Raw genomic sequence first — 25,697 nt, forward strand, 5'->3', positions numbered from 1 at the left:
CACCACGACCATGGCGATCCCGGTGGCGATCGCGAAAATCCGCTTCGGCTCTATCCCCATCAGCCCCGCCGTCACGGCGTCGTCCGAGGTGGCGCGGAAGGCACGGCCGAGGGCGGTGTGGTAAAAGAGCGCGTTGAGCGCAATGATCGTCACGATCGCCGAGGCAAAGGTCATCAACGGCATGATCCCAACCGTGACCAGCCCTAGATCGAGCGATGCCCCTTCCAACGCGCCCACCGGAATGCGGCGGCTGTCGGCGGAGAAGGCCTCGAGCAGGCCGTTCTGCAAGGCGACCGACAGGCCGAACGTGACCAGAAGCGGCGGCAGGATGTCCTTGCCCAGCACGCGGTTCAGGACGGCGGCCTGCAGCAGCCAGCCGAGCCCGAACATCACGGGCATGGCAATCAGGGCAGCGATCCAGGGCGACAAGCCGAGCAGCGTGACGCCCATCAAAACCAGATAAGCGGCAAGAATGATGAGGTCGCCATGGGCTAGGTTCACCAGCCGCATGATGCCGAAGACGAGGCTCAACCCTGCTGCAAACAGGGCATAGAGCCCGCCCAGCAGAATCCCTTGCACGAGGGTGTCCAGCCAGATCATCGCCGCGCCACCTCGATCAGGCCACAAGGGTGCTGTGCGAGCAGACGACCGAGCCTTGGTTCCCGCGTCATGCCGCCACTCCGAAATAGGCAGAGTGGATATCTTCGCGCGTGACCTCGGCCGCCCTGGCGGCCAGCGTGGCGCGACCCTCCATCATGCAGTAGACGCGGTCGGCCACTGCCAGCGCCTTGCCGATATCCTGCTCCACCAGCACGATCGCGGCGCCGCCTTGGCGGATCCTGGGAAGTGCTGCGTAGATATCGCGGATGACGACGGGCGCGAGGCCGAGGCTGATCTCGTCGCAAAGCAGCAATTCGGGGTTCGACATCAGCGCCCGGCCGATCGCCACCATCTGCTGCTGGCCACCCGAGAGCGCGGTACCGGGGCTCTTGCGCCGCTCGCCCAGGATCGGGAAAAGGTCATAGACCGCGTCGAGGCTCCACGGCCCCTGCACCTTACGCGCCTGCCCGCCGACCAGCAGATTTTCCTCGACGGTGAGCGAAGGGAACAGCCGGCGCCCCTCCGGCACCATGGCGATGCCGCGCTTCATGATCTCGGCCGAAGACAGCGCGCCGATCGGCTCGCCCCTGTGCAGCACCATGCCGGGCGCGTTGCCGATCACGCCGGTGATCGAGCGCATCAGCGTGGATTTGCCGGCGCCGTTGGCGCCGATGATCGCCACGCATTCGCCCGCGGCCACGGTGATATCCACACCGAACAGTGCCCGGAACTGGCCGTAATTCGCGGTGAGGCCGCGCGTTTCCAGCATCAGACCTCGAGCCCCAGATAGATTTCGCGAACCGCCTTCGAGGCCATGATCTCATCAGGCGCGCCGATCCCGATCACGCGCCCGAAATCCAGCACGAGGAGCCGCTCGACCACCGAATTCAGGGCATGCAGCACATGCTCGATCCAGATGATGGTGGTCCCCCTCGCGTGGATGGCTCTGATCGTCGCGACCAGGGCCTTGCATTCGCCCTCCGTCAGACCGCCCGCGATCTCGTCCAGAAGCAGAAGTTCGGGGCCTGTCGCCAAGGCGCGGGCGAGTTCCAGGCGCTTGCGGTCGAGAAGGCTCAACGAGCCGGCCACGAAATTGGCTTTCCTGAGGAGCTCCGTCGCCTCGAGGATACCAGCGCAATCCTCGACCATCTCGGCCTCGCGTCCGCCGCGGCCGAAGGCGGCGGCGGTCAAGAGATTCTCGAACACGGTCAGCCCCTCGAAAGGCTGCGGAATCTGGAAGCTGCGGCCGACGCCCATGCGCACCCGCTCCATGGCCGGAGCGCGGGTCACGTCGCGGCCGAGGAATTCGATGCGGCCCTCATTTGCAAACAAGTTTCCGGTGATCAGGTTGAAGAGCGTCGATTTTCCCGCGCCGTTCGGGCCTATAATGCCCAGCGCTTCGCCGCGCGGCACGCTGACGGTCACGGAATCCGCAACCTTCAGGGCGCCGAAGGACTTCGAAACGTTTTCCAGCCTGAGTATCATCACAGTCATCCTTGGGTCGCGCCGAACGAGGGCGGCGCAGCCGCCCCCGGCAGCGTCAGGCCAGGGCTTCCATCTTGCCAGCGGTGGGAATCTCGGTAGCGCCGGCGTTCTCGACGGTCACCAGATCGAAGCCGCCACCGGCCTTCTTCCGCCACTGGCCGCCAACGAGCGGCGTCTTGCAGACGTTCTTCGCGGCGAAAGGCGGCAGTCCCGCACCGCTCCATGCCACTTTCCCCACCACCGTCGTCATGTCGGTGGCGGCTATGGCCGCCGCGATCGCCTCGGCATTGGTCGGATCCGAAACGCGCCCCATGACATTGGCCGCCACCTCGAACAGCGAATGGACAAAACCGATCGGCTGCGTCCAGGGGCGCCCGGTCTTGGCGGTGAAATCCGCCGCGATTTCCGCCGAGCTCTCGCCCGTCACGGACGATTTGAACGGATGCGAGGCCGACCACCAGACCTCGGATGAGAGGTTGTGGCCAGCATCGCCCAGCGTCTCGACCGATTGCGGAAAGAGGATCGCTTTGGCCACCGTTATCGCCTTGGGCTTGAAGCCCTGCTGGCGGGCCTGGTTCCAGAAGGTGGTGAAGTCCGGCGGAATGACCACACCGGTGACGATCTCGGCATTGGCCGCCTTGAAGGCGTTGACCTGCGCGGTGAAATCGTCCGACAGGTTCTGATAGCGGCCGGGATCGGCAAGGCTGAAACCGGCGGCATCGAGGCCCGGCTTCAAGCCGTTCTTCGGATCACCCCAGGCATTGCCGTCGGCATCGTTGGGGAACAGCCCTCCCACCTTGCCGTTGGTGGAAAGCTGCTTCCACATGCCGGTGTAGACGGCGATGATGTCCTCGAGACCCCAGAAATAGTGATAGGCGAAGTTGAAAGGCTTCCACGAGGACGGATCGGCCGGATTGCCCTGCTGGCCGATGAACCAGGGCTGCCACGGCGCCATCGTCGAGATCACCGGCACGCCCTCCGCCTCGCAGGTGGTGGCCACCGGATTGGTGTTCTCGGGCGTCGAGCCGACGAGCATCAGGTTGATCTCGTCATCGACGATCAGGCTCTTGGCTACCTCGGCCGCGCGGTTGGGGTTCGACTGGCTGTCCTTGACGATGACCTCGAAGTTCTTGCCCGCCTCGGAAGCGAGGAAGGCCTTGATGTTGTAGGCGTCGCTTTCCGCGAAGCCGGCGAGCGGCCCCGTCTGCGGCGAAACATAGCCCAGGCGGATCTTGGCGCCTTGCGCGATGGCCGGCGTCGCCAGGCGCGAACCGGCGAGCGCCAGGCCTGTCGCCGCCGAGGCTTTCAGTAGGCTGCGTCTTGTGATCATGTTTGGTTCCTCCCTCTTGTTTTGTTCTCAGTCCCCCGGACGGCGTCCCTCCCACGCCGCCTGAAGGAGTTCCCTTATCGATCCCGGATCAATCGGCCTTGGATTCGCATAGGCATTCTTCACCGCGATTGCCGCCGCGCGGTCGAGATCGGCCTCCTCGATGCCGATCGCCTTCAGGCTCAGCGGAGAGCCGACCGACTGTGCGAAATCCCAGAGCCCGCCGCCCGCCGAACCACCACCGAATGCCTCAGCGATCGGGCGCAGCAGATCGGGCACCGCCGCTTCGTTGAAGGCGGTCGTGTAGGGCAGCAGGATGGCGTGGGTTTCGGCGTGCGGCGTGTCGAACGAGCCGCCGAAGACGTGCGCCAGCTTGTGATGCAGCGCCATCGAGACATAGCCGAGTGCGGTCGAGCAGCACCACGCCGCATAGAGCGCCTGCGTCCGCGCCGCGCGATCCTGCGGATTGCCGATCAACCTTGGAATGCCTTCCCGAAAGGCAACCATGGCATCCCTGCACATCAGCACGATGACCGGATTGCGATCGGGGGCATACAAGGCTTCCATCGCATGAGCGATCGCGTTCATCGCCGAGGTTACGGTGAGATTTACCGGCAAGCTCAGTGTCAGATCGACGTCGTAGATCACCGTCTCTGGGCGAATGTCCGGCGAGCGGCGGGTGGTCTTCTCGCCGGCTGCCGTCTCGCCGAGTATGTCGGTCATTTCCGAGCCGGCATAGGTGGTGGGAATGACCACCTGGTCGGCGCCCGTGCGCACGGCAATGGCCTTGCCGAGCCCAGTGGTCGAGCCGCCGCCGAGGCTGACGACCGCCGAAGCGCCACTGCCGCGGAAGGTATCGATGGCCTTTTCCGTGACCTCGACAGGGGTATGCATGACCGCGCCGGCAAAGATCCCGGCGGCGAGGCCACCAAGGCTTGCGGCCAGCCTTTCCGCATCGCCCTTCTGATGCGGCGTCGAAAGCACCATCACCTTTTCATGGCCGAGCCGCCGGACTTCCTCCTCGACGCGAGCCATGGTGCCGGCACCGAAGACCACCCGTGTCGTCAGGCCCGGAAAGGTGAAGCTGTCCATCATCGCGCCGCCTCCATGCGCGGGCCACGCCCGGCCGCGAGGTCGTCGAGGATAGTGCCCAGCATGGCAATCTCGGCGTCCGAGACCTCATGGCCGCGGCCCGGGAACAGATCGGCCCGCAGGCTCGCGCCAATCCGGCCCAGCGATTGCGCGGCATCGGCAAACGCCGAGACCGGTATCCACGGATCGGCATCACCACCGGAAAGATAAATCGGCATTCCGGCCGGCGCCGCCTCGGATCTTTCGTCCGCCGGAACGCCGACACGGCAGCCCGTGAAGGCCGCCAAAGCGTCCGGCGGCGGCAGCCCCGCACAGAGATATTCGATCGAGAGACACGCCCCTTGCGAGAAGCCCGCGAGAAGCAGCGGCAGTCCGGGCAGTTCGGCACGCGCCGCAACCATTGCGGCCGCAAGGTGGTCGAGCGCGTCAGAGAGCTGCGCGCGGGCGACCGACGTCAACGGGTCGACGGCACGCGCCTCCCACCACATGCCGTGCGGCGCGCGCGGCAGGATGAAGGCCACGGCCGACGCGGAAAGCCGCGACAGCACATGGGACTGCATCTCTTCGGGCGATTGGCCGCGGCCGTGGACGAAGACGCAAATCGCCTTAGCCTCCGGGCCTCTTGGCCCAAGCCGGAGCGGACCGCTGCCTGAACTCACGCGAAATCCGCCTGTTCCAGGCCGGCCTGCAATTCGCTCTCGCGGTCCTTGAACCAAGGCGGGAAGACCAGCGTCTTGCCGATCTGGCCCGGAGGCTCGTCCTTGGCCCAGCCTTCCGGCGTGGTCCAGGCAATTTCGAACAGCGCGCCGCCGGGCGAGCGGACATAACAGGACTTGAAGTAGTTGCGGTCCTTCTGCTCCGATATGTCCGTGAAGCCGAGGCCCTCGATATGAGCGCGCAGCTTCAACTGGTTCTCTTCGTCGCCGGTGTTGAGGGCGAGGTGGTGGATCGTGCCTCCCGCCAGAGTCCAGGTGCCCTGCGGGCTGTCGCGGTCGACAATGACCTCCACGCGCTGTGCGACGCCGGCCGCATCCGGCACGCGGAACACGAGCCCCTCGTGGTCGTCGGCCTCTTTCTCCATCGGCAATGCGATGGTCAGGAAGTCGTCCATGGCGGTGCGGTCCATCACCGCCACCACGGCGCCGTAGATTCCCTTGATGCCGTGGGCCTTGCCGATGCCCTGCGCCTCGTTGGTGATGGGCGCGCGGGGATCCCTGTCGCTTTCCACCAGCTCATGCGGGATGCCGCAGGGATGTGCGAAAGCCGCACGGTCGGCGCCAAAACGGGTGATCTTGATGGCCTCGATGCCGCGCGCATTCAACCGGTCGACCCAGAAATCCGCGGCGCCCCTGGGGATCGACTGCATGATGGTGCGCGACTGATTGGACCCGCGGCGGCCATAGACGCCCGGCTTGCGGAACGGGAAGGTGGTGATGATCGTCGACGCATCGCCATTGGGCGAGCCGTAATAGAGGTGGTAGACCGGGATGACGCCGTCGAACAAGACGGTGCGCTTCACCGAATGCAGGCCGAGCGCCTTGGTATAGAAATCAAAATCTTCCTGAGCGCTGTCGGTCGAGAGCGTCAAATGGTGGTAGCCGCTGATACGTGCCATCGGTCATCTCCTCCCAGAGGTTTCGGTATCGCTCCGCCGCTGCGGGCAGAGCACGAGGTTGAGGTCGAGCGCGTGCTTGCGTTTTCCTCCATTGGGCGGCAGCGCGCGGAACTCGGCCATGAGTTCGGGTTTGACCCCGAAGATGGCATCCCGGCCGATCGCAGGGTCCGACCGGTCGAAGATGTGGGTCGTCAGCGTCTCGAAGCCCTCCGCCGAGACGCGAAAATGGATATGGGCCGGCCGCTCGAGGCCAAGGCCCAGCGCTGACATCAATTGACCGACCGGTCCGTCCGACGGCAGCGTGTAGCCCTTCGGCTTCACCGTCGTGAAGCGGAACCGTCCCTGCGGATCGGTACGGAAGCGTCCGCGCAGATTGAATTCCGGCTGGCGGTCGGGTTCCTGGTTCTCGTAGAGACCCTCGGCATTGGCCTGCCAGATCTCGACCGTCGCATCGCCGACCCCCGCGCCGTCGAGCGCGACGATGCGGCCCGCGACCTCCAGCGGCTCGCCCTTGTGATCGCGCGAGATGTTCGCGCCGGGTGGCATCTCCGGCACGTCGGCCCGGTAGAAGGGCCCGGCCAGGGTGTTTGGTGTCGCTCCGGCGGGGCGCGGGCTGTTCTGATCCTCGATCAGCGAAGACACGCCCAGGACGTCGGCGAACAGCACCCATTCCTGGCGCCGCGCATCGGCGTAGTGGCCAACCTCGGTCAGAAAATCGATCGCCTGGCGGAATTCCTCGCCGGAGGGCCGCAACTCCACGATCAGCGCGTGCAAACCATCCACGGCTGCCTGCGCCGCCGCCGCCAGGCGGGACTGGCCCATTGCCGTCAGGCGCCGCGAGAATTCCTCGGCCTGCGTCGATATCGCCTTGGGGGACTCATCCCGCTTCGGGTCGTGCTGGCCGTGCATTCCGCCGGGGCCTCCCTTCCCCTTGCCAAGCGGGATAGCACGGCCCGACGCGATGCTTGATGAGATGTGACGTCCCTTGTATAGCGTTTTGCTATGAAGCTGAACGAGCGCCACCTCATGCAGCTCGCCGCGGTGCTGGATGCCGGCGGCGTGTCGGAAGGAGCCGCCATGCTGGGCTTGACCCAGCCGGCGGTCAGCCGATCACTGGCCATGCTGGAGGCGCGGGTGGGTGAGCCGCTGTTCCTCAAGGGCCGCCGGCCGCTGCAGGCGACGCCGCTCGGCTTCCAGCTGGCGGCGCAGGGCCGCACGATCATCACCGCGTCGCGCAAGGCGTCGGATGCGGTGCAGGGCCTCATGAAAGGCACCAAAGGTGTCGTCCGTGTCGGCGGCGTGCCGTTCTTCATGGACGCGATGATCAGCCGGATGATCGGAGAATTCCAGAAGCTCGAACCCGAGGTCACCGTTCAGCAGAGCTACATGAACCTGCCCGAGATGGTCGCGGCGCTGGACAGCAACCAGATCGACCTCGGCATCGTGCCGATCGGCGTGCTCGACCTTGGTCCCGGCTTCGAATTCACCGAAATCCTGCCCGGACGCAATGTCGTGGCTTGCCGGCCCGATCATCCCCTGCTGCGAAATCGCCGCCTCAGGGCGCATGACCTGACCAGCTTTCCCTGGGTGGCTCCCCTGCCCGGCTCTCCGCTGATGTCGGACCTGCAGATGATCCTGATGAGCATCGGCATGTCGGACCTGAACATCCGCTATTCGGGAGGCTCGCTGATGAGCGTGATCAACTTCCTTGCCGAAACCGATGCGTTGGCCGTGCTGCCATTCTCCGTAGTCTTCGCGCAGCGCAAGGAGAGCCGGGTTACGGTGCTGCCCTATGAAATCCCGCAGCCCAGCCGCTCACTCGGTATCCTTCGCCGGGTCAGCGGACCACGCTCACCGGCGGCAGAGCGCTTCGCCGGCCACGTCACGACCGCCTTCGAAAACCTGAAGCACATCATCAAACGGCATGAGAATGCCGTTGTCTGGGGACGGTAAACCAGCCTCGCTATTCGAATGATGCGGTAGCGTCACACAACGCGCATGTTTCCTCCAGCCGGAGGCGCTTCATCCCCGCGTCGCCGGTTAGGCTCGACGGCCGCCCGCCCCCAAAAGCCGTCGGGCCGCCAGAAATCCCGATATCCTATTGGTCACGCCCTCCTCCACCTCGCCATCACTGCGTAAACGCTTTGGACATCTGATCCGCAAAGGGTTTCAACAGATAAGACCAGACATTGCGTTCGTCGGTGCGGATATGAACCTCGGCGGGCATACCTGGCCTCAGCACCTTCGCTTCGGTCAGGCAGCTCGATTTGCTTTCAACCTTGATACGCGCCGAAAAATAGGAAAGCTGACGTTGCGGGTCTTTAATCAGATCTGCCGAGATGTGTTTCACTGACCCTTGGCAGACCGGAGTGGTTCCCACGTCGAACGCCGGAAAACGGATTGATACCGGCTGCCCAGGCCGGACATCGTCGACCCGCGACGGAGGGATCAGCGCGTCCACCACAAGATCGTCGGTATCAGGTACGATGGTCATAAGCATCTCGCCAGGCGCGATAACGCCGCCGACGGTATGGACAGCCGATTCCTGTATCGTTCCGGACTGTGGCGCGCGGATCGTTGTCTTGGTCAGTTCATCCTGCGCCACAATCCTCCGTTCGTTGAGTTCGGTCTGTTTGGCTTCGGTCTCGCGGAGTTCGGTCGTCACGTCGGTGCGCCTTTGGTCATCCAGCTGCAGCATCTGCAACCCCGTTTCGCTGATGCGCGCCTGGGCTTCAGCTACTGCTGCAGCGAGGCGACCCGATTCTCCCCTGGCCCGGGTGGCATCCAACTTGATGTTGCTTACCCTCTCCTTGGAGACGAGTTTTTTGGCGTAGAGGGAATCAACGTCGGCGAAATCCTTGCTCAGCAGGGCAACCGATTCATCCACCGCGCTCTGTTGCGCTTTAAGACCGTCGATCTGACGTTCAAGTTGCTGGGATTGGCTTCTCAGCTGTGCCTTCTGTCCAGCCAAAGCCGAAGAGCGCGTTTCAAAGAGAGCGCGTTCGCCGTTGACGAGCGCAGCCAGCTCCGGTTGGTTCATTCGCGCTTTCAGGCCGACCGGCAGCTGCATTTCCGCCAAGCCCGTGCGCTCGGCCTCCAGCCGGGCGAGGCGAACGGTCGCGCGATCGAGATCCTCGCTGATGATTTGCAGGTTCGCGCGTGTCAGCGTGTCATCCAGCCTGACCAGCACGTCGCCGGCTCGCACATGATCTCCGTCCTGCGCGAAGATCCCGCCCACTGTTCCTCCGGTTTGATGCTGGACCTTCTTGACGTTGCTTTCTACCACCACGGTGGCCGGTGCAACCACGGCGCCGGCGATCTTGGTCAATCCCAGCCACAGGCCGCCGCCGAGGACCAGCAGACCTGTAATCACCAAGCCGAATATCAGGTTGGCCCGTATACCGTCCGGCAGATCTGGCGAGCTCACGGCAGGTCCTTTGCTGCCACGAAGGGTCCGGGCATAGGACGAGAAGGTGACGAATGTTTCGAGCAGAGCCTCATGCATGCCCGGCAACCCCCGGTATCGGCGCCAAAGAAGATGGCCGAGGTGAAACAGGCGGTGAAGGTCGGAGCACGTTCGCCAAGACCTCCTCGCGCGAGCCAAAGGCATGAACCGTCCCGTTCGACATAACCAGCACCTGATCGATGTTGGCGAGTGCCGAGGGACGATGCGCAACGACAATGACGATGCCCCCGCGCTGACGCACTGCCCGTATGGCGCCGGCCAGGGCAGCGTCTCCATCCACGTCGAGGTTCGAGTTCGGTTCGTCGAGCACGACAAGGAACGGCTCGCCATAAAGGGCTCGGGCGAGACCCACGAGTTGCCTCTGCCCTGCCGACAGGGCTGCTCCCCCCTCCCCGATGCGGGTCTGAAATCCCTGAGGGAGTTGCATGATCATTTTCTCGACGCCGGCGGCTCTTGCCGCCGCAAGGACGCCTTTTGGATCCGTCTTGCCTCGGAACCTCGAAATGTTGTCTGCTACCGTGCCGTCAAACAACTCCACATCCTGCGGCATGTAGCCGATATGGGCGCCGAGATGTTCCGAGTTCCATTGATCGAGAGAGGCGCCGTCCAATCTCACCGAGCCATGGAGCGGCTTCCACACCCCGACCAACGAACGGGCCAGCGTCGTCTTGCCGGAGCCGCTCGGGCCGACGACGGCCATTCCAGCCCCCCTCGACAGGTGGAAACTTACATTTACAACGGTCGGTCTTGTCAGGCCGGGCGGCGCGACTGTCAGTTGCTCGACGGCAAATCGTGCCTGTGGACGAGGCAATTCCATCGGATCGTCCTGACTGCCAAATGCAGCCATGACAGCTGCCAGTTCGCTATAGCTGCGCCGGGTCGATAGAAAACCTCTCCAGTTTGCAATGGCCGCGTCAACTGGGGCCAAGGCCCGGCCGAGCAATATGGAAGATGCGATAATCACCCCAGGAGAAGCTTCACCGCCGATGACCAGGTAGGCACCGAGCCCCAGAACGCCGGATTGCAGACCCATGCGAAGCGCCTTCGAGAAGGAACTGGCGCCACCGACGACATCCGAGAGGCGCTCCTGCTGACCAAGATATGCGCGGCTGACGTCGCTCCAGCGTCGAGCCAGTCGACCAGAAAGCCCCATTGCATGAACAACCTCGGCGTTGCGCCGGGCGGAGTCGGCAAGCGCCCGTTGCGACGACAAGTCTTCGGAGGCGCGCGCGGCCGGACCACGGCTAAAGACTTCCGCAACCGCCGTCAGGAGGACCACGGCGATCGCGCCGACGGTTGCCAACAAGCCGAGCAAAGGATGGAGCAAATAAATGATCACCAGATAAAAAGGGATCCACGGAGCGTCGAAGATGACCGTCGGTCCCGTTCCGGAAAGAAAGCCGCGCAGTCGGTCAAGATCGTGCAAAGGCTGCAAGCGGCCCGCATCACGTCCTGCCTTGAGCGGCAAGGACAGGGAGATGGAGAACACCTTTTGCTGCAAATTTCTATAGAGAAGACTGCCGATGCGGACCAGCACGCGAAGCCGCACGAAATCCAGGAGCCCGTAGACCGCATACAAGCCCAGCATGCCGATCGTGAATCCCACCAGGGTGGGAACGCTCTGCGACGGCAGAACGCGATCGTAGATCTGCAACATATAGACCGAACCGGTCAGGGCGAGAATGTTTATCACTGCCGAAAACAGCGCCACGCCAAGCAGCCCAGGCATGCAGGCGAGAATGGCGGAACGCAGCTCGGGAGAACCGGCCCCCGATGTTTTCATGACCAGCGGTCGTTCGCGCGACACTGCCGCGCCGTTACTTCCGTAAATTGTGATGGCTCAAACCTTTCTTGGTGCGCATAGCAGCCGCTATCCGTCGCCCCCCTTATTACGCTCTGCTTACATACGTCGACTTTGAGGAAAATGCAGCGGATTCGTGGCGCAGGACCAACGAAACGCGACCCGCAGCGTGCACAGGCTGGGGATAACTCCCCCAAAAAACGGCAATTCACGCTAGTAACGCAGTCCAGAATGGAACACGCAAAAGGGGCTTATGTCCTTGCTTCCACACACTTTCAAAGACGCCACGGTCGTTGACACAAAATACCTGATGCGGAGCAACAACTTAGATCAATCAAACCTTTTGTCGTTCTGTATTCTGTATTTGATCTCGCCCCGATACACCAATCACCCGAGCAGACCATCAGTCTCCCAGACTTCCAGAGGCGGCAAATTGACGACCGTCAGGCCGGCACGCCGGATCGTCATTCAAACGGAGGAGGACGGTGATCGAGCCTGACGTATTGTGGTTTAACGCATGCGCAGGGATGGCGACTGGAGGGCTCGTTCACCTCGGGGCGCTGGCCGACGGGTTCGACCGGCCCCATCTGTGACGGCTGCCAACCTGCCCAAGGAGGCGGATCGCGCCTTCGCCATCGTCGTTATCAGAGCGGACGCCGCGTTAGCCGTGCGTTATCCGCGTAGTGGGGTGTTGCGTGGAAAAGAAGTATCGGAAATTAAGAAGAGCTGTCTGGGAAACGATATATAGGGTCAGCTTGATAACCCCGAATTTCTACGTTCTGAACTACCCCATAGCAGCAGCGGGATTCTTTAACGGGAACAACAGGTTCCCAAGACGGGTTTCCAGTCAATCGGCTACGATAAATGATTTTATATTTGACAGAATGATACGAAATAGATGGGGATACCTGGAGAAGATTTGCGTTGATAAGCATTATGCTAAGTACATAGCTAGTGGAATCGCAGGCCTTAAAATCCCAAAGACGATCTCTGTATTCAAGATAGATAGAAATACGACGGCAGATGACATTTTACTTTGGATCCAGCCTTTCCTCGGACGTCATTTCGTGATGAAGCCGACCCATTCCTCTGGAAAAATTATATTCCTCGACAAACCGCTCAATAGGAAAACTCTAGAGGAATTCTTAAATTTCTCTAAGAGGTCGTACTTTAATATCGGACGAGAGACACAATATTATAAAATGGAAAAGAAATTAATTGTCGAAGACAACATTTCTACTGGTGGTGAATTAAGTGACTACAAATTCTTTTGCGTTCGCGGCAAGGCAATTTATCTTCAGGTCGACGTCGGTAGATTTGTTGATCATAAAAGGGCTGTCTTTTCTCTTCCGGATTTTAAGCAGATTGATGTCATGTATGGTTATGACCTACCAGAAAACGTAGAAAGGCCGGAAAATCTCGAAAAAATGATCGAGATCGCGGAAACGATATCTAGGGATGTTGAGTTTGTCAGGGTCGATTTGTACAGCATTAACGGTGACATATATTTTGGAGAGATGACTTTTTCTCCATGCGCTGGGTCGGATCATATTTCAAACGAGAGTTGGGCCATCGATTTTTTAAATAGGATCAAAGCAGAAAGTGCTCCTAAAGCAGCGATAGGTGGCCGCTTCACGCCGCAAGCGGCACGATCTTTCGACCGTCAAGTTGGCGGGTGAGCCGCGAGGGCGTCAGCGCAAGCCTCGGTTCATGTGCCGAGGCACCCCAATTGGCTTTCCCCTAGTTGGGGATAACCCGGTCGGGAAAGGCGGATATTTCCCAATCACGCGGCTCAACAATGAGCCGGATGAGAGGGGCTTATGTTGTTGTTGCGGCACTGTTTTAAAAGACTTCGGTTGACCCGAAGCGGAACATCTCCTGCTGTGCAGCAATCCTGTCGGCGATCAAAGATTCTATCCAGCGGGTGTCGTATTTGATTTGGGCCTAATATGCGCCGTCAACTAAGCAGACGTGGGGCATAACCGAATCAACCAAAGGATTTTTGGATGACACTCCACTACGCGTCCGGTGGATCAGCCGCCGAGATCGCAACCGCCGGATTCAATCTGGCTGATGTTCAGTACGTTTCGCAAGTCAATGCCTTGCCGGATGGCATGAAAGGCTTGGTTTATCTCGGTGAGCACGACGGAGTAACTTCGTCTTTCATTGATAAAGTCACTCCCTTCATAGGTAATCCAAATGTGTTCGGGTTTTACCTTAGCGACGAGCCTGATCCGACAGGCAAGTGGGGCAGCTACGCAACCGCTGCAAATCTAAAGGCGGAATCCGACTGGATTCATTCTCATGTTCCCGGCGCCAAGACCTTCATCACGATGATGAACTTGGGCACGGATGGCTCCCCGAGCTACATGAACCCGAACGACCCGGCCCACGCCGCTTACAATCCGGCGAATACGGGCATCGATTTCTACGGTATCGGCTATTACCCCATCAACAACACTTCGGCTCCCGACTACACCCATATCGACAAGATGGTTGCGGCTGCCGGTGAAGCGGGCATCCCGATTGACAAGATCGTCCCGCTTTACCAGGCGTTCGGTGGTGGCAACTGGGAAACCAGCGCTGGCGGCAAGTTTGTCATGCCCACCGCTGCCCAGGAGCAGGCCATGATTGATCGTTGGGCCGCACTGGTTCCGTCGCCGGCCTTTGACTATACCTATAAATGGGGAACGCAGAATGGCGACACCGCGCTTGAAAGCGCCTCGGAACTGAAAGCCTTTTTCCTCCAGCACAATCTCGAGGGCACCCATGCCCCGGTCTCGCCCCCGGTTAGTGATCCTGTCACGCCCCCGGTCAGTGATCCGGTCGGCACACCGACCACACCTCCTACTCACGTCGGCACCCCTGCTCCCACCGGGCCGGCCCCGTCGGGCAGCGATCATGTCTTCCATGGCACGCGCGGCGCAGACGTTTTCCACGCAACCGGGGGCAATGACAAATATCTCGTCAACAATGCTCATGACAAGGTCATGGAAGCGCCAAACGGGGGCTTCGACAAGGTCGCGGCCTCGGTGAGTTACGCTCTTACGGCGGGATCACATGTCGAGCAGCTCTCCACCGCCAATTCCGGTGGCAGGGCGTCCATTAACCTGACCGGCAACGAATTCGGTCAAGCCATCTATGGAAATGGCGGTGCCAACAAGATCAATGGCGGCGGTGGCGCCGACAAGATGACCGGCTATGGCGGCAATGACACCTATTACGTCGACAATGCCCACGACAAGGTGGTGGAGCAGGGAGGAAGCGGCCTCGACAAGGTTCTTGCCTCGGTGAGCTTCGCTCTTTCGGCTGGCTCGCACATCGAGCAACTCGCAACCACCAAGACGTCCGGCAAGGCCGCCATCAATCTGACCGGCAACGAATTCGGACAGACCATTCAAGGCAATGCCGGTAACAACAAGATCGACGGTGGCGGCGGAGCCGATACGTTGACCGGGCACGGGGGCAGAGATGCCTTCGTGTTCAGTACCGCCCTTGGCGCTGGAAACGTCGACAGGATCACTGATTTCAACAAAGCCCAGGACAAGATCCACCTCGACCATTCCATCTTTGCCGGTCTCGATCAGGGGGGCCTCTCGTCGGACGCTTTCTTTGCCGGCAAAGCGGCGCATGACAGTTCCGATCACATTATCTACAACAGTTCGACCGGAGCTCTTTCTTTCGACAGCGACGGCGTCGGAGGCGCAAACCAGATCCATTTCGCGAGCCTCTCTCCGCATCTGTCGATTACCGCATCGTCTTTCCTGGTCACCTGACGCTCCAGCGACGAATGCCTTAAAGGTCGGCGAGGTCTTGGTGCCTCGCCGACAGTCGTTTGGGCCGAGCGTCCGAACTTCGCGCCCATCAGCGAGCCGCGGAGTTCAGGTCCGCCACGCCTTACTCCAGCCACTCATCGTACCCACTTCAGGCAATGCCGTGGGGGCGTCCCGGTGAGACTGCGTCGGCAAGACAGGAGGGACATTAGCGCTCCCCCACCGCGAGGGAATCTCGCCTCACTGGTCCTACCCCTTTCCAAACATCATGGTGTCATTCAAACGGACGAGGACAGGAACCCGGCCTCCCCATAGCGTGCACTCGGGCGGGATGCGCTCATAGGTGATGAAACCGGGCCGTGGCAGCATCGAGAGCGTCAGTTACTCGATTGCCCGCCGTGTGCGCTGGGGAGAGGCAGATGAACCCACATCTGGTCTGCGTGGGAGGCGAGGATCACGCCTTGAGAGTTCCCTTCCTCATCGCGCTGCGAGAGAAAGGCTTTCGCGTTACGGCGGTCTCGAGCGGTTCTCCCGTACCGTTTTTAAGGCATGACATTTCGCATCACAGGTTCTCCTTCGACCGGTTTGCATCTGGCGGCGGGGAATGGCGTGCTCTCGGAACGATGCGCCGATTGATGCGGGAGCTTCGGCCCGACATCATCCAGAGTTTCGACACCAAGCCAAATCTGTTGACGCCCCTTTCCATGCGGGGAACAGTTCCGGTTATTCGCACCATCAACGGGCTGGGCTGGACGTTCTCATCTCTGGCGCCTCGCGCTTTGGCCCTGCGTCCGGTCTATTGCGCGCTGCAATGGCTCGCGTCTTCGTGGACGGCGGCGACCGTTTTCCAAAATCGTGATGACCAACTGTTCTTCGAGCGCTTTCGGCTGACCGGTCGCGGAAGCTCGCGACTGATACGCAGTTCCGGAATCGATGTCGATGCGTTCGCAACGGTGCGCCATCTCGGGTCCTCGGCAACGAAGATGCGTAGGGAACTCGGCCTCCAGTCCGCCGAAGTGGTGATCTTTGTCGGCCGCTTGACCCGTCAGAAGGGTGTGGGAACCCTCCTCGAGGCGGTTCCTCGCGTCGTGGCCGAAAGACCAGCAGCACGATTTGTGCTTGTCGGCCCGCGAGAATCCGAAGGCTCATTCGCAATCGACAAGTCCGAGATCGACCGGCACGCATCTCATGTGCTGGCCTTGGGTCCACGACGCGATGTCGCTGATCTCCTCGGCATGGCCGATGTATTCGCCTTTCCCACCCAGTATCGCGAAGGAGTACCGCGTGTGTTGCTGGAAGCGGGGCTTTCGGGACTGCCAATCGTGGCTTCCAGGATGCCAGGCTGCAGAGACGTCGTCGAAGACGGGTGGAATGGCTACCTGGTTGCACCGCATGACGCCGATGCCCTTGCCTCGCGAACAATAGACTTGCTGTCCGACCGCGCTGGGGCAAAGGCAATGGGCGTCCGTTCCGCTGAACTTGTGCGGGAGCGATTTGCCCTGCCGTTGGTGGTCGATCAGTACTGCGACCTGTACGAAAACACACTCCGCGCGGGGCTTCCGCGACCGCTCCCTGCTGTCGCGCTTGAGGGCAGCCTCGCAGATCACCGGGGCGGAGCACGTCAATGATCCGGGACGCCTTGCTCGCCCTGGGAGTTGCGATGTCCTACGCGACGCAACTGGCCGTTCCGGGATTGCCGCTCGGCTATGGCGAATTGTTCATCGCGATCTGGATCGTTCTGGCGATTGGACGAATATTCGCCGGGGGTCGTCTCCAGGTCACACCCGCTTTTGTCCAACTGGCGAGCTTCTGGCTGATCTTGTCGCTGGCTTTGGGAATCGGCACGATCGTCGGCTACCTGACCACCGTCCTTTACTTGACCGGGCTGGTACATGACCTGATGGCCTACATGCTGCTGGCCGGCTTCACATGCCTGGCGGCCGCGGAGCCCGACGCCGATCGTCACCTTCGCCGCAGTGCCTGGTGGGTGATCGCCATCGCCAATGGAAGCTTCGTAATTCAGCTGGGATTGGCATTTGGGGTAGCCCACCAGCCCGGCGTCGACCCCTGGTTCTGGGACAGATTCCGGGGCTGGTCCGAGAACCCGAACCAACTTGCGCTCTATTGCGCGCTTTTTGGCCCCCTGGCTTTGCACCTTGCCACGACCACCCGCAACCCATGGCGCCGTTTGCTCGCATTCTCCAGCCTGATCCTGACCTTTTATGTCGGCCGGCTGACGAAGAGCGACACCTATCTCTACACCAGTATCCTGAGCTGCCTCGTCTTTCTCGGATTGCGGCTTCGTGCATGGATCGCAACAAGCGGTCGCGCCAGCCTGCCCCGCTTGGCAGCAATTGTGCTGTTGGCGGGTTCCTTGCCTTTAGCGCTGGCGATGACGCCCTACGCGCTCACCGAAGAGGCCAGCGTCGCCCATTTTGCCAAGAGCCTTACCAAGGACCAGGGTGGGGAAGCGACACTCGAAACGTTCGAACTCCGGCTCTATCTGTGGCAGGACGCGGTGGAAACGGGGTTGAAATCCGGGTCGCTGGGATTGGGCCCTGGGCCTCACCTCGAGCGCCCGCCCGTCGCCGACCGTCAATTTCTGCAGCGACCTTTCGAGGCCCATAATACCGTTCTTGACCTTTACCTGCAGGGCGGATTGCTTGCGGTGATGGCATTGGTCTGGATCGTGGGAGCCGCAATGTCGCTTGCCTGGCGAGCGGGATTCGACGCGCTGCTGGTGCTCGGTGCGTCGACGATAATCTTCAGCATGCCTCACCTGATCATCCGCCATCCGATCGTGTGGTTTTCGCTGGCTTTCTGCCTCGTTGCCGGAAATCCGACCGCACTTCGGCGGCAACTTGCCGAGCCCAGGGTGCCCTAAATGTGTGGGATCGCCGGAATTCTATTGGCTTCCGATGCCACAGACATAAAGCCGCTCCAAGCGATCGGGCGGATGACCGCATCGCTGCGTCACCGGGGCCCGGATGGCGAAGGGCTCTGGGCCGATCGCGAGGCTGGAATCGCATTGGGCCACAGGCGATTGGCAATTGTCGACCTGTCAGCCGCCGGGCACCAGCCGATGCATTCTGCCAGCGGCCGATACGTGATCACCTTCAACGGTGAGATATACAATTTTCGCGATTTACGTCGCGAACTTGAGGGTGCGGGCCAAACCTTTCAAGGCGCCAGCGACACCGAAGTGATGCTCAGCGCAATCGAGCATTGGGGGCTTGAAACCGCCCTCAAACGCTTTGCCGGAATGTTCGTGTTCGCATTGTGGGATCTGAAGACAAGAAGCCTTTATCTGGCCCGTGACAGGATGGGCAAAAAGCCCCTCTATGTTGCTTCGACCCGAGACGCATTGGTCTTCGCCTCTGAGCTGAAGGCGATCAACACCTTTCCGGGCTTCTCTCCCGACCTTGATCTTGATGCCGCGGCGGCAATGCTTTCAACGGGATGGGTGCCGGACCATCTCTGTATCTGGCGAGGCGTGTTCAAACTGCCGCCTGGTTCCGTCCTTTCCGTCACCGCGGCGAATTGTGCCGAAGACCGCAGCGCGGACCGTCTTTCGCAACGCGTTCACCGCTGGTGGTCACTGGCTGACGTTGCAGCCGATGGGCGACGGAACCCCGCTACCGGCACCGACGAAGATCTGGTTGACGAACTGGACAACCGGCTTCGGCTGGCCGTGCGGGAACGCATGATGGCCGACGTCCCTCTGGGTGGCTTCCTGTCGGGCGGGATCGACAGCTCAGCCGTGATCGCCCTGATGCAGGCTCAATCCTGCAAGCCGGTTCGCAGTTTCACGATCTCGTTCGCAGAGGGCGGCTTTGATGAAGCTCCATACGCAGCGGCCGTTGCCCGTCATCTGGGCACCGACCACTCCGAACTTCACCTCTCGCCCAGCGCCGCACGTGACGTCATTCCCGAGTTGCCGCAGGTCTGGGATGAACCCTTCGCCGATGAATCGCAGATACCGACCTTGCTCGTTGCCAGGCTCGCCCGTCAGCACGTCACCGTAGCGCTGTCGGGCGACGGCGGTGACGAATGCTTCGCAGGATACGGCCGCCACTTCATGGCGGAGCGGTTGAAACGACACCTGCGCCTGCCCCGACAACTGCGCCGAACCTTGGCGGCAGGGGCAGGTTTTTTCGCACGCGCCGGACGCGACGATGTCATCGGCAAACTGCCACTCTCTGCGAGCGCGAGGCATTTTATCCGGAGCGACCGGATGGAACGTCTCGCCCGGCTGCTCACGGCATCGAATGAAGACGAATTGTTTCAGCGGCTGGCGCGGCCACAGGCTGAAAACCTGGGACGTCAGCGGCCCACCGAACCAATCTACGGCCACGGCGGTCCGCCGCTTGACGACCTGCTCTCCCGTCTTCTGTGCGATGACATGGCGGGGTACTTGCCTGGCGATATCTTGGTGAAGCTGGACCGTGCCACTATGGCCAACAGCCTTGAGGGCCGGTGTCCTCTGCTTGACCACCGCGTTGTCGAATTCTCCTGGCGGCTGCCATCCAACATGAAAGTTCGTGATGGCGCCGGCAAATGGATCCTTCGTCAATTGCTACGCCGCTATCTCCCGCAGCACCTGATCGAGCGTCCGAAACAGGGCTTCGATGTCCCTATCGCAGCATGGCTGCGGGGTCCGCTGCGCAACTGGGCCAGCGATCTTCTCGCCGACATGCGAGCAGAAAGCAGTGACGTATTGGACGCTGCGAAGATCGACGCCTGCTGGCGCGATCACATTGATGGCCAGAACCGCTCGCGCGAATTGTGGTCCGCATTGATGTTCCAGGCCTGGCGGAGCCGAGCCAACCGGCAAGCACAGGAAACCGGCCCAATTCATGAACCCGATCTGGCAGGAGTATAAAATGGTAGGTTCCGCAATCAGCCCGATCCAGCTGCCACGGATCAATCAACCACCAGCACCGGTTCTCGAAGGCAGAGTGCACGTGCGGTCATTGCGCGAATATGTCGAGCCGGCCACCGCGTCGCACCAACTCTTCGTGATTCTGGCAAGGCGAAAATGGTCTATTGTTGCCTTCGCTGTGTTGGGCGGGCTGCTGGCGGGGTTGCTGGGAAGTCTTCGCCCGGTTCTCTACGAAGCAACTACTCAGCTTATCATCGACGCCCCATCGCGCGGTTCACTGCCCGTCGGCGCCCCGTCTTCGCAGGACCTCGTCGATTCAAGCATAGATGACCACATCACGATGCTATCGTCGCAAGACCATCTGCGCCGCGTCATGGCGGCACTGCGCAAGACAGGTGCGGCTGAAACCGGACAGGACAATTCCGCTAGCGGGAATTCCCGGCTTGAGCCGTCTGCCATCCCTCCCCCGAGGACACGCTCGCTTGCCGGTGGTCTACTGGACCGACTGTGGCCAGGAGCGGACAAAACAATCAGCGATTCACAGGCCGAGGATGCCTCTGAATTGAGAGCCTTGCGGCAAGGAATGCGGGTCGGGCAGGAGCTGCGATCGAGAGTAGTCTCCGTCGCTTTCGCCGATGACAGTCCCGCGCGGGCGGCGCTCGTGGCCAACACATTCGCTCAGGTCTATGTCGACAATCTGATAAGGAGAAGGCAGGCATCCGACCAGCAAGAACTCGATGCGATCACCACCAGCCTGCCCAGGCTGCAAAACGATCTGCAGGCAGCGGCCGACCGCCTTGAGAAATATCGGTTGAGCCACGGAGCCATCGACCAAGGCTCGGCGGACAATGCAGCCAGGGAACGGGCCGACCTCAGCCAGCAATTGTCGATGTCAAACGCAGATCTCGCCGCTGTGGAAACTCGGCTGCGACATGTTCAGGAGCTTCGAGCGCAGGGGGCTTCTTTCGTCTCCGTGGCCGAAGCCATTGGCGGGCCTGAACTTGCCGATCTTGCGGCTCGACAGGCTCGCGCGCCTGCGGACCAAGAACTCAGAAACCTGACCGAAAGCAAGGTCGAACAAGGCATCGACAAGATTGCTGCGGACGCAAACATTTTCCGTGCCCAGATCGCCACTCTTGAGAGCCGGAAGGCCATTTTGGATGCGGTCATGGCCGACACCGCCAGCCGGCTTTCCGGGTTGCGGGTTCTCGAGCCGCAGGTCAGTTTGCTGACCCAGCGATACAACGAACTTCTTGGCCGGCAACAGGATTTGACGCGGCGTATCGGAGTTCCCTCGGCTGGAATTTCCATCCTATCGGCGGCATGGCCGCCGACCATCCCGCAGACCTTGCCCGCCATCTTCCTTGTTCCGCCCGGGATGATTGTGTTCGCTATACTGGGCGCGATTTTCGTCACGATGCGCAATCACTTCGATCGGACTTTCCGCGGTGAGACCGAGGCGGAAGCGGTGCTCAAGGTTCCATGTATGGGGCAGATTCCCGAAGCAGGCAGGGTGCATGCCAAACGACTGCGAACCCTTGTCCTGGGCGAGCGCAGCTCCGCCTATAGCCGCGCCGTGACGTCGTTGCTGATTGCTGCGGCGCCCAATGCGCTGAGGGCTCGTTCGTCGTACACGGCGCTTGTCACCTCCAGCGTCCCGGAGGATGGGGGGACCGAGCTCGCATGGAGTCTGGCGCTGGCCGGCACGCGGATGGGCGGTCGTGTTCTCTTGATCGATCTTGAACGCAAGGGCGTTCAACTCACGCTCGAGTTCCTGCATCAGTTCAGCGAGCGCAAGAGCCGCCATTCCTTCGCTGATTATGTCTGCAATCGCAGCAACCTGGAAAACGCCGTGGCCAGTCTGCATGAAATCGGCATCGACGTGATGACCGCTGCTCCGTCGGACGATCTGCTGGCGGTGTTGTCCTGCGAGGATGGGGGCAAAGTGATGGCGGATCTGCACTTGACCTATCGCATCGTCATCATAAACCTGCCGTCGGCGCTCGGGCGGCCGGAAGCCAAATTTCTGGCTGGATGGGCTGATGCGGTGCTTTTTGCCGTCCGATGGAGGAAAACGCCACGTACCCTCGCTCGCGGGGTGCTGGAACTCCTTCAGGGCAACGGTTCTCTTGCGGTACCCGTCGGCAGCGTCCTCACGCAAGTGAACTTGAAAAAACATGCCGGATATCGGCTCGAGGATAGCGCCGACCTCTTGCGCGAGCAGATAGCATGACCAAGCATAGGCTCGTCCTTGGGCCGCGGACGATCCGGGGGCGGTTCATCCAGGGAGCGGCCCGGACGATTCAGGGTGCAGCCTGTCCGCAGAGCGCGTCATTCAGGTGAATGATGGCAACGTTCGGTGTGCATCGTAGGCTGCGGCAATCCCCGATATTTGCCTCCCTCGGAAGCGCGAACCGATGGCACTGAGCGACCTTCTGAGACCCAAGATGGTTCCCGCGGCCGACACAGCCATCATCGCTGTTCGGCCGAGCACGATCGGTTCGATCATTCGTGCAGCTGGTGAGGTGTCGGCGATGGCAATTGTCGGCCAACTCACCCTTCTTGCTGCGATTCCGGTCTTGGCGCGGCTCTATTCGCCTGCGGATTTCGGCATCTTTACGATTTATCTGTCGATTGTGAACATACTCGCCGGGGTCGCAGCATTGCGCTTCGAGGCGTCACTCTATGGGGTTAAGGGGAGCGCCCAGGCCTATGTGACGGTCAAGCTTATCCTTTTGGCTGTGTTCGTGACCACCGTCCTGGCCTTTTCGGCCGGACAGATGCTGTCGAACCTTGCTCCCAACCGCCTCGGCTCGCTTGCCTGGCTCATTCCGATCGGAATGGGAGGCGCAGGTCTGGTCGAAGCCATGAACTGCTGGAGCCTGCGTGCTGGGCTTTTGCGCGACTTTGCCCTTGGGCGGCTGATCCTGCCGGCGAGCATGGCTGCACTGCAATTGGTTTTCGGCATTGCCAACCTTGGCGGCGAAGCGATGATCCATGCCCATATTTTGAGCCAGTTCGTCTTTATCGGGTATATCGGTTATCGGGTGACGAGCTGGGAGGATTTGCGCGGCATCGCCCGGGCACCTTGGCGTGCGGTGTTCGAAAAGGCCCGGCGGGAATACAAATTTCCTCTGTTCGATATCCCCGCAACACTCGCGAGCATAGCGATCAACAATCTTCCGGCAGTTCTTGTCGGTGGGCTGTTCGGCACCGCATTTGCCGGATATTTGGGCGTGGCAACGCGCCTGGTTACCGGTCCAGTGACGCTGATCGCTTCACCGCTCAGCAATGTTTTTGTCGCCGAAGCAAACCAGAACAACAATCGTGGACACCTGCTTGGCGTGGCACGCGGGCTTCTCCTGCTGGCCGCCGGCTTTACCGCGGTGCCGATATTGCTGCTTGGACTCGCCGCGCCCTATGTGGTCGTTCCGCTCCTGGGCGAGCCTTGGATGCACACCGCGGAAATCATGACCGCACTGGCGCTGATGGGTGCGGCACAAGCGTTGTCTACTCCGCTTAGCGACGTTCCCGCTCTGCTACGTCGGCAAGGAACAAGACTGGTCATCGACCTCGCACGAGCGGTTCTCGTGTTTGGCCCGCTGCTCGCCGGCGCCCAGGCGGGCTGGCAGCCAGTCACCGTCATCTATTTCATGGCCGCCGGCGGCGCGTCGGGTTTCGCTCTGAAAATGGCAGCATCGCTGTATTTGTTGACCCACGACCCCCAACCAGCAGGCGCTGCAACGTGCATCCAACATGAATGTCTCGAGGAAAAAACACCATGAATTCGTCGTCGGTTGACAATCTTCAAGCGGCAGTTGCGGTCACCCAGCATGACCGTGCCGATGTCTCATGGTCACGCCCTTTTATCTCTGTCGGGATACCAACCTTTCGCCGGCCCGATACGATCCGCAGGGCGATCGACAGCGTCCTGGGTCAGGATTACTCCGATTGGGAGTTGGTCGTGAGCGACGACGAGGGACCGGAGGGCGAGACCTGGGCTATCGTGACCGACTATGCACGAAGCGAACCTCGCATCCGCATCATCGAGAACAGCCGAGGTCGCGGTCAGGTGGAGAACACCAACAACGCTATGCTGGCTTGCGCTGGACGGTGGATCAAGTTGCTGCACGACGATGACTGGCTTGCGCCAGGTGCACTCAGGACATTCGCCGAAGTTGCCAAACAGCACCCGTCGGTTGCCTTCATGACGTCAGCCGCAAACATAATCGAGGACAAGCGAGTGAGATTTCGCCAAGTCCCCAAGGAGCAGGAAGCGATCTCCCTTTATTCCAGCCAGCAGTGCCTGATGGACCTCTATCTGGTGCGCGCGACACGCTGCCTGGGGATCATTCCATCCACATTGTTGATCAACAGCGACGTCATTCGTGCCGGCTGCTTGATGCGCACGCACAAAGAGATTCCGGCCGGAGTGGATCAACTGTTCTTCGTCGATCTAGCCAGCCATGGGGACATGGTGGCGATAAGCGATCCGCTTACCTTTTATGATGCAACGAGCCATCCAAGCATTACCACGTCAAAGAGTTTCCGCGAGGTCGACGAAGTGACCCTCGCCGTCAAGCAGCTTAACTGGAATCTCATCAAAGACCGCAACCATCTCCCGCCTCCCGAGACATTGCTGCGGGCGCTGCGGGTTGCTCGTATTCCCATGCGGTTCCACCAGCAGTCCTGGTTGACCACGTTCCTGGATGGGATACAGATCTTCCGGCCTTCGGTCATGAAGGTGGCGGGCTGGCACGTGCTTAATCACGTGTTTGCAATCCGCCCAAGATTGGGCCGGGTGCGCACGCGACGGCGGTAAGGTGAGGCTGGCCGACAAGCACATCAGCGACAGATTGCGCGCACAAGCCTGTTGTGCGCGCGCATGGTAAAGGCGTTTGCCTCACGGCAAAACGCATATGCGCCCAAGAAGAGCTACCAGTTCCGCCTGTCGCCGTGTTTCGGTCTTGGCGAACAGCGACGCCAGCTGCGACCTTATCGTGGTCCGGCTCAAGCGCCGCTTGCGGGCTATTTCCAAAGGGGCATCGCCCTGCGCCAAGCGCAGTGCGAGCTGCGTTTCGGCACTCGTCAGACCAAACATTCTTTGCAGCGTCTGGGGATTTGGCCCGGACCTGTTTTCACGATCCAGCAGCGCCACGATGCTTGTCGCGTCAGGCGTTGCTATGCCCTTCTCGTTCAATATCAGGGGCCTGTCGCCCATGCCTCGGATCACCACCCATGAAAGCGTGCCAGGAGAAAAATTGCCCGGCACGTTTGCGATCAGCCGTCTCAGCGCAGCAAATACCTTGCTGGCCGTATCGGCTGCCTCGCCTTCGCGCTCCAAGGTGTTTTGAGCGGCTGAATTCCACTCCATGACCTTCCTGTCGCTGTTCAGGATCAGGTAGCCACAACCGATGCGATCAAGCATTCTCACAACAGATGCAAGGCTGCTCTGCCGTGGCTCGACAGCAACGCTGTCGAACCGTTGTGGTGCTTGATGCCAAGCGGAAGCATGGTCACCTTGCGTTCTCAAGGCGGAGACAGGCTTTCCCCCGAAACTTCCATATTGGCGACCAAGAATTCCATCATCTTGCCTACCAACCAGTGCCATTTTCTTACCTCCCGCAAAACGGCAACGCCTCCCAGTCAAAAGGAG

The 25,697-nt window shown here is 61.0% G+C and carries 20 protein-coding genes; 9 read left to right on the forward strand and 11 right to left on the reverse strand.

The genetic code is table 11. The features are described 5' to 3' along the window. The 8 genes from ENZ74_RS00005 to ENZ74_RS00040 all read right to left on the reverse strand — a co-directional run. Positions 1-600, reverse strand: a 600-nt coding sequence (locus ENZ74_RS00005; protein WP_164760932.1) for a branched-chain amino acid ABC transporter permease, incomplete at its 3' end; no start/stop codon positions are given. Between the two features lie 67 nt (positions 601-667). Then, positions 668-1,369 carry an ABC transporter ATP-binding protein gene (locus ENZ74_RS00010; protein WP_063167500.1) on the reverse strand — a complete coding sequence of 234 codons (702 nt, stop codon included), beginning with the start codon at positions 1,367-1,369 and terminating at the stop codon, positions 668-670. After that, positions 1,369-2,085 (reverse strand): ABC transporter ATP-binding protein, encoded by a 717-nt coding sequence (locus ENZ74_RS00015; RefSeq protein ID WP_063170177.1) that lies wholly within the window; start codon positions 2,083-2,085, stop codon positions 1,369-1,371. Before ENZ74_RS00015 ends, ENZ74_RS00010 begins: the two co-directional genes overlap by 1 nt. A gap of 55 nt (positions 2,086-2,140) precedes the next feature. Then, positions 2,141-3,415, reverse strand: a complete 1,275-nt coding sequence (locus tag ENZ74_RS00020) for an ABC transporter substrate-binding protein (protein ID WP_063167499.1) — start codon at positions 3,413-3,415, stop codon at positions 2,141-2,143. Positions 3,416-3,442: 27 nt separating this feature from the next. Further along, on the reverse strand, positions 3,443-4,504 hold the full coding sequence (locus ENZ74_RS00025; protein ID WP_063170176.1) for a maleylacetate reductase: 1,062 nt from the start codon (positions 4,502-4,504) through the stop codon (positions 3,443-3,445). Further along, on the reverse strand, positions 4,504-5,163 hold the full coding sequence (locus tag ENZ74_RS00030; protein WP_013533098.1) for a dienelactone hydrolase family protein: 660 nt from the start codon (positions 5,161-5,163) through the stop codon (positions 4,504-4,506). Before ENZ74_RS00030 ends, ENZ74_RS00025 begins: the two co-directional genes overlap by 1 nt. Then, positions 5,160-6,119 carry a VOC family protein gene (locus ENZ74_RS00035; protein WP_013533099.1) on the reverse strand — a complete coding sequence of 320 codons (960 nt, stop codon included), beginning with the start codon at positions 6,117-6,119 and terminating at the stop codon, positions 5,160-5,162. Before ENZ74_RS00035 ends, ENZ74_RS00030 begins: the two co-directional genes overlap by 4 nt. Positions 6,120-6,122: 3 nt before the next feature. Beyond that, entirely contained in the window at positions 6,123-7,028 is a 906-nt protein-coding gene (locus ENZ74_RS00040) for a dioxygenase (RefSeq protein ID WP_063167498.1), read from the reverse strand. A 93-nt stretch (positions 7,029-7,121) separates the two neighbouring features. On the opposite strand from ENZ74_RS00040, the gene ENZ74_RS00045 reads away from it, so the two are divergent. Next, positions 7,122-8,072, forward strand: coding sequence for a LysR family transcriptional regulator (locus ENZ74_RS00045; protein WP_127312631.1), 951 nt, complete (start codon positions 7,122-7,124; stop codon positions 8,070-8,072). Between the two features lie 175 nt (positions 8,073-8,247). Here ENZ74_RS00045 and ENZ74_RS00050 read toward each other — a convergent pair whose 3' ends face one another. Next, positions 8,248-9,624, reverse strand: coding sequence for an HlyD family type I secretion periplasmic adaptor subunit (locus ENZ74_RS00050; RefSeq protein WP_013533102.1), 1,377 nt, complete (start codon positions 9,622-9,624; stop codon positions 8,248-8,250). Next, positions 9,617-11,368 (reverse strand): type I secretion system permease/ATPase, encoded by a 1,752-nt coding sequence (locus ENZ74_RS00055; protein ID WP_063167497.1) that lies wholly within the window; start codon positions 11,366-11,368, stop codon positions 9,617-9,619. The genes ENZ74_RS00050 and ENZ74_RS00055 overlap by 8 nt, the downstream gene beginning before the upstream one ends. A 713-nt stretch (positions 11,369-12,081) precedes the next feature. On the opposite strand from ENZ74_RS00055, the gene ENZ74_RS00060 reads away from it, so the two are divergent. The 8 genes from ENZ74_RS00060 (at position 12,082) to ENZ74_RS00095 (ending at position 24,863) form a co-directional block, all read left to right on the forward strand. Continuing rightward, positions 12,082-13,065, forward strand: coding sequence for an ATP-grasp fold amidoligase family protein (locus tag ENZ74_RS00060; RefSeq protein WP_164745800.1), 984 nt, complete (start codon positions 12,082-12,084; stop codon positions 13,063-13,065). 327 nt (positions 13,066-13,392) lie between these two features. Then, a complete protein-coding gene (locus ENZ74_RS00065; RefSeq protein WP_063167496.1) occupies positions 13,393-15,162 on the forward strand; it encodes a calcium-binding protein in 1,770 nt (589 codons plus the stop codon). A 416-nt stretch (positions 15,163-15,578) separates the two neighbouring features. Beyond that, the gene (locus tag ENZ74_RS00070; RefSeq protein WP_063167495.1) at positions 15,579-16,787 is read left to right on the forward strand and encodes a glycosyltransferase family 4 protein; all 1,209 of its coding nucleotides are present in this window, start codon (positions 15,579-15,581) and stop codon (positions 16,785-16,787) included. Then, on the forward strand, positions 16,784-18,043 hold the full coding sequence (locus tag ENZ74_RS00075; RefSeq protein WP_063167494.1) for an O-antigen ligase family protein: 1,260 nt from the start codon (positions 16,784-16,786) through the stop codon (positions 18,041-18,043). The genes ENZ74_RS00070 and ENZ74_RS00075 overlap by 4 nt, the downstream gene beginning before the upstream one ends. Beyond that, positions 18,044-20,041, forward strand: coding sequence for an asparagine synthase (glutamine-hydrolyzing) (gene asnB, locus ENZ74_RS00080; protein WP_063167493.1), 1,998 nt, complete (start codon positions 18,044-18,046; stop codon positions 20,039-20,041). Further along, positions 20,016-22,274 (forward strand): exopolysaccharide transport family protein, encoded by a 2,259-nt coding sequence (locus ENZ74_RS00085; protein WP_244514268.1) that lies wholly within the window; start codon positions 20,016-20,018, stop codon positions 22,272-22,274. Before asnB ends, ENZ74_RS00085 begins: the two co-directional genes overlap by 26 nt. A 184-nt stretch (positions 22,275-22,458) precedes the next feature. Then, entirely contained in the window at positions 22,459-23,826 is a 1,368-nt protein-coding gene (locus ENZ74_RS00090) for a lipopolysaccharide biosynthesis protein (RefSeq protein ID WP_127312632.1), read from the forward strand. Further along, positions 23,823-24,863 carry a glycosyltransferase family 2 protein gene (locus ENZ74_RS00095; RefSeq protein WP_063167492.1) on the forward strand — a complete coding sequence of 347 codons (1,041 nt, stop codon included), beginning with the start codon at positions 23,823-23,825 and terminating at the stop codon, positions 24,861-24,863. The genes ENZ74_RS00090 and ENZ74_RS00095 overlap by 4 nt, the downstream gene beginning before the upstream one ends. 81 nt (positions 24,864-24,944) lie before the next feature. Here ENZ74_RS00095 and ENZ74_RS00100 read toward each other — a convergent pair whose 3' ends face one another. Beyond that, positions 24,945-25,652 (reverse strand): helix-turn-helix transcriptional regulator, encoded by a 708-nt coding sequence (locus ENZ74_RS00100; RefSeq protein WP_024502429.1) that lies wholly within the window; start codon positions 25,650-25,652, stop codon positions 24,945-24,947. Between the last annotated feature and the right edge of the window lie 45 nt (positions 25,653-25,697).

Origin of the sequence: Mesorhizobium sp. M7A.F.Ca.CA.002.15.2.1, from assembly GCF_003998715.1 — a bacterium.
GTDB classification, from domain to species: Bacteria; Pseudomonadota; Alphaproteobacteria; order Rhizobiales; family Rhizobiaceae; genus Mesorhizobium; species Mesorhizobium ciceri.

Coding starts and splice junctions, on each gene's coding strand:
- ENZ74_RS00065 (WP_063167496.1), top strand. CDS start 13,393: ATGACACTCCACTACGCGTCCGGTGGATCAGCCGCCGAGATCGCAACC.
- ENZ74_RS00070 (WP_063167495.1), top strand. CDS start 15,579: ATGAACCCACATCTGGTCTGCGTGGGAGGCGAGGATCACGCCTTGAGA.
- ENZ74_RS00090 (WP_127312632.1), top strand. CDS start 22,459: ATGGCACTGAGCGACCTTCTGAGACCCAAGATGGTTCCCGCGGCCGAC.
- ENZ74_RS00100 (WP_024502429.1), bottom strand. CDS start 25,652: ATGGCACTGGTTGGTAGGCAAGATGATGGAATTCTTGGTCGCCAATAT.
- ENZ74_RS00050 (WP_013533102.1), bottom strand. CDS start 9,624: ATGCATGAGGCTCTGCTCGAAACATTCGTCACCTTCTCGTCCTATGCC.
- ENZ74_RS00085 (WP_244514268.1), top strand. CDS start 20,016: ATGAACCCGATCTGGCAGGAGTATAAAATGGTAGGTTCCGCAATCAGC.
- ENZ74_RS00025 (WP_063170176.1), bottom strand. CDS start 4,504: ATGGACAGCTTCACCTTTCCGGGCCTGACGACACGGGTGGTCTTCGGT.
- ENZ74_RS00015 (WP_063170177.1), bottom strand. CDS start 2,085: ATGATACTCAGGCTGGAAAACGTTTCGAAGTCCTTCGGCGCCCTGAAG.
- asnB (WP_063167493.1), top strand. CDS start 18,044: ATGTGTGGGATCGCCGGAATTCTATTGGCTTCCGATGCCACAGACATA.
- ENZ74_RS00075 (WP_063167494.1), top strand. CDS start 16,784: ATGATCCGGGACGCCTTGCTCGCCCTGGGAGTTGCGATGTCCTACGCG.
- ENZ74_RS00045 (WP_127312631.1), top strand. CDS start 7,122: ATGAAGCTGAACGAGCGCCACCTCATGCAGCTCGCCGCGGTGCTGGAT.
- ENZ74_RS00040 (WP_063167498.1), bottom strand. CDS start 7,028: ATGCACGGCCAGCACGACCCGAAGCGGGATGAGTCCCCCAAGGCGATA.
- ENZ74_RS00035 (WP_013533099.1), bottom strand. CDS start 6,119: ATGGCACGTATCAGCGGCTACCACCATTTGACGCTCTCGACCGACAGC.
- ENZ74_RS00020 (WP_063167499.1), bottom strand. CDS start 3,415: ATGATCACAAGACGCAGCCTACTGAAAGCCTCGGCGGCGACAGGCCTG.
- ENZ74_RS00010 (WP_063167500.1), bottom strand. CDS start 1,369: ATGCTGGAAACGCGCGGCCTCACCGCGAATTACGGCCAGTTCCGGGCA.
- ENZ74_RS00055 (WP_063167497.1), bottom strand. CDS start 11,368: ATGAAAACATCGGGGGCCGGTTCTCCCGAGCTGCGTTCCGCCATTCTC.
- ENZ74_RS00095 (WP_063167492.1), top strand. CDS start 23,823: ATGAATTCGTCGTCGGTTGACAATCTTCAAGCGGCAGTTGCGGTCACC.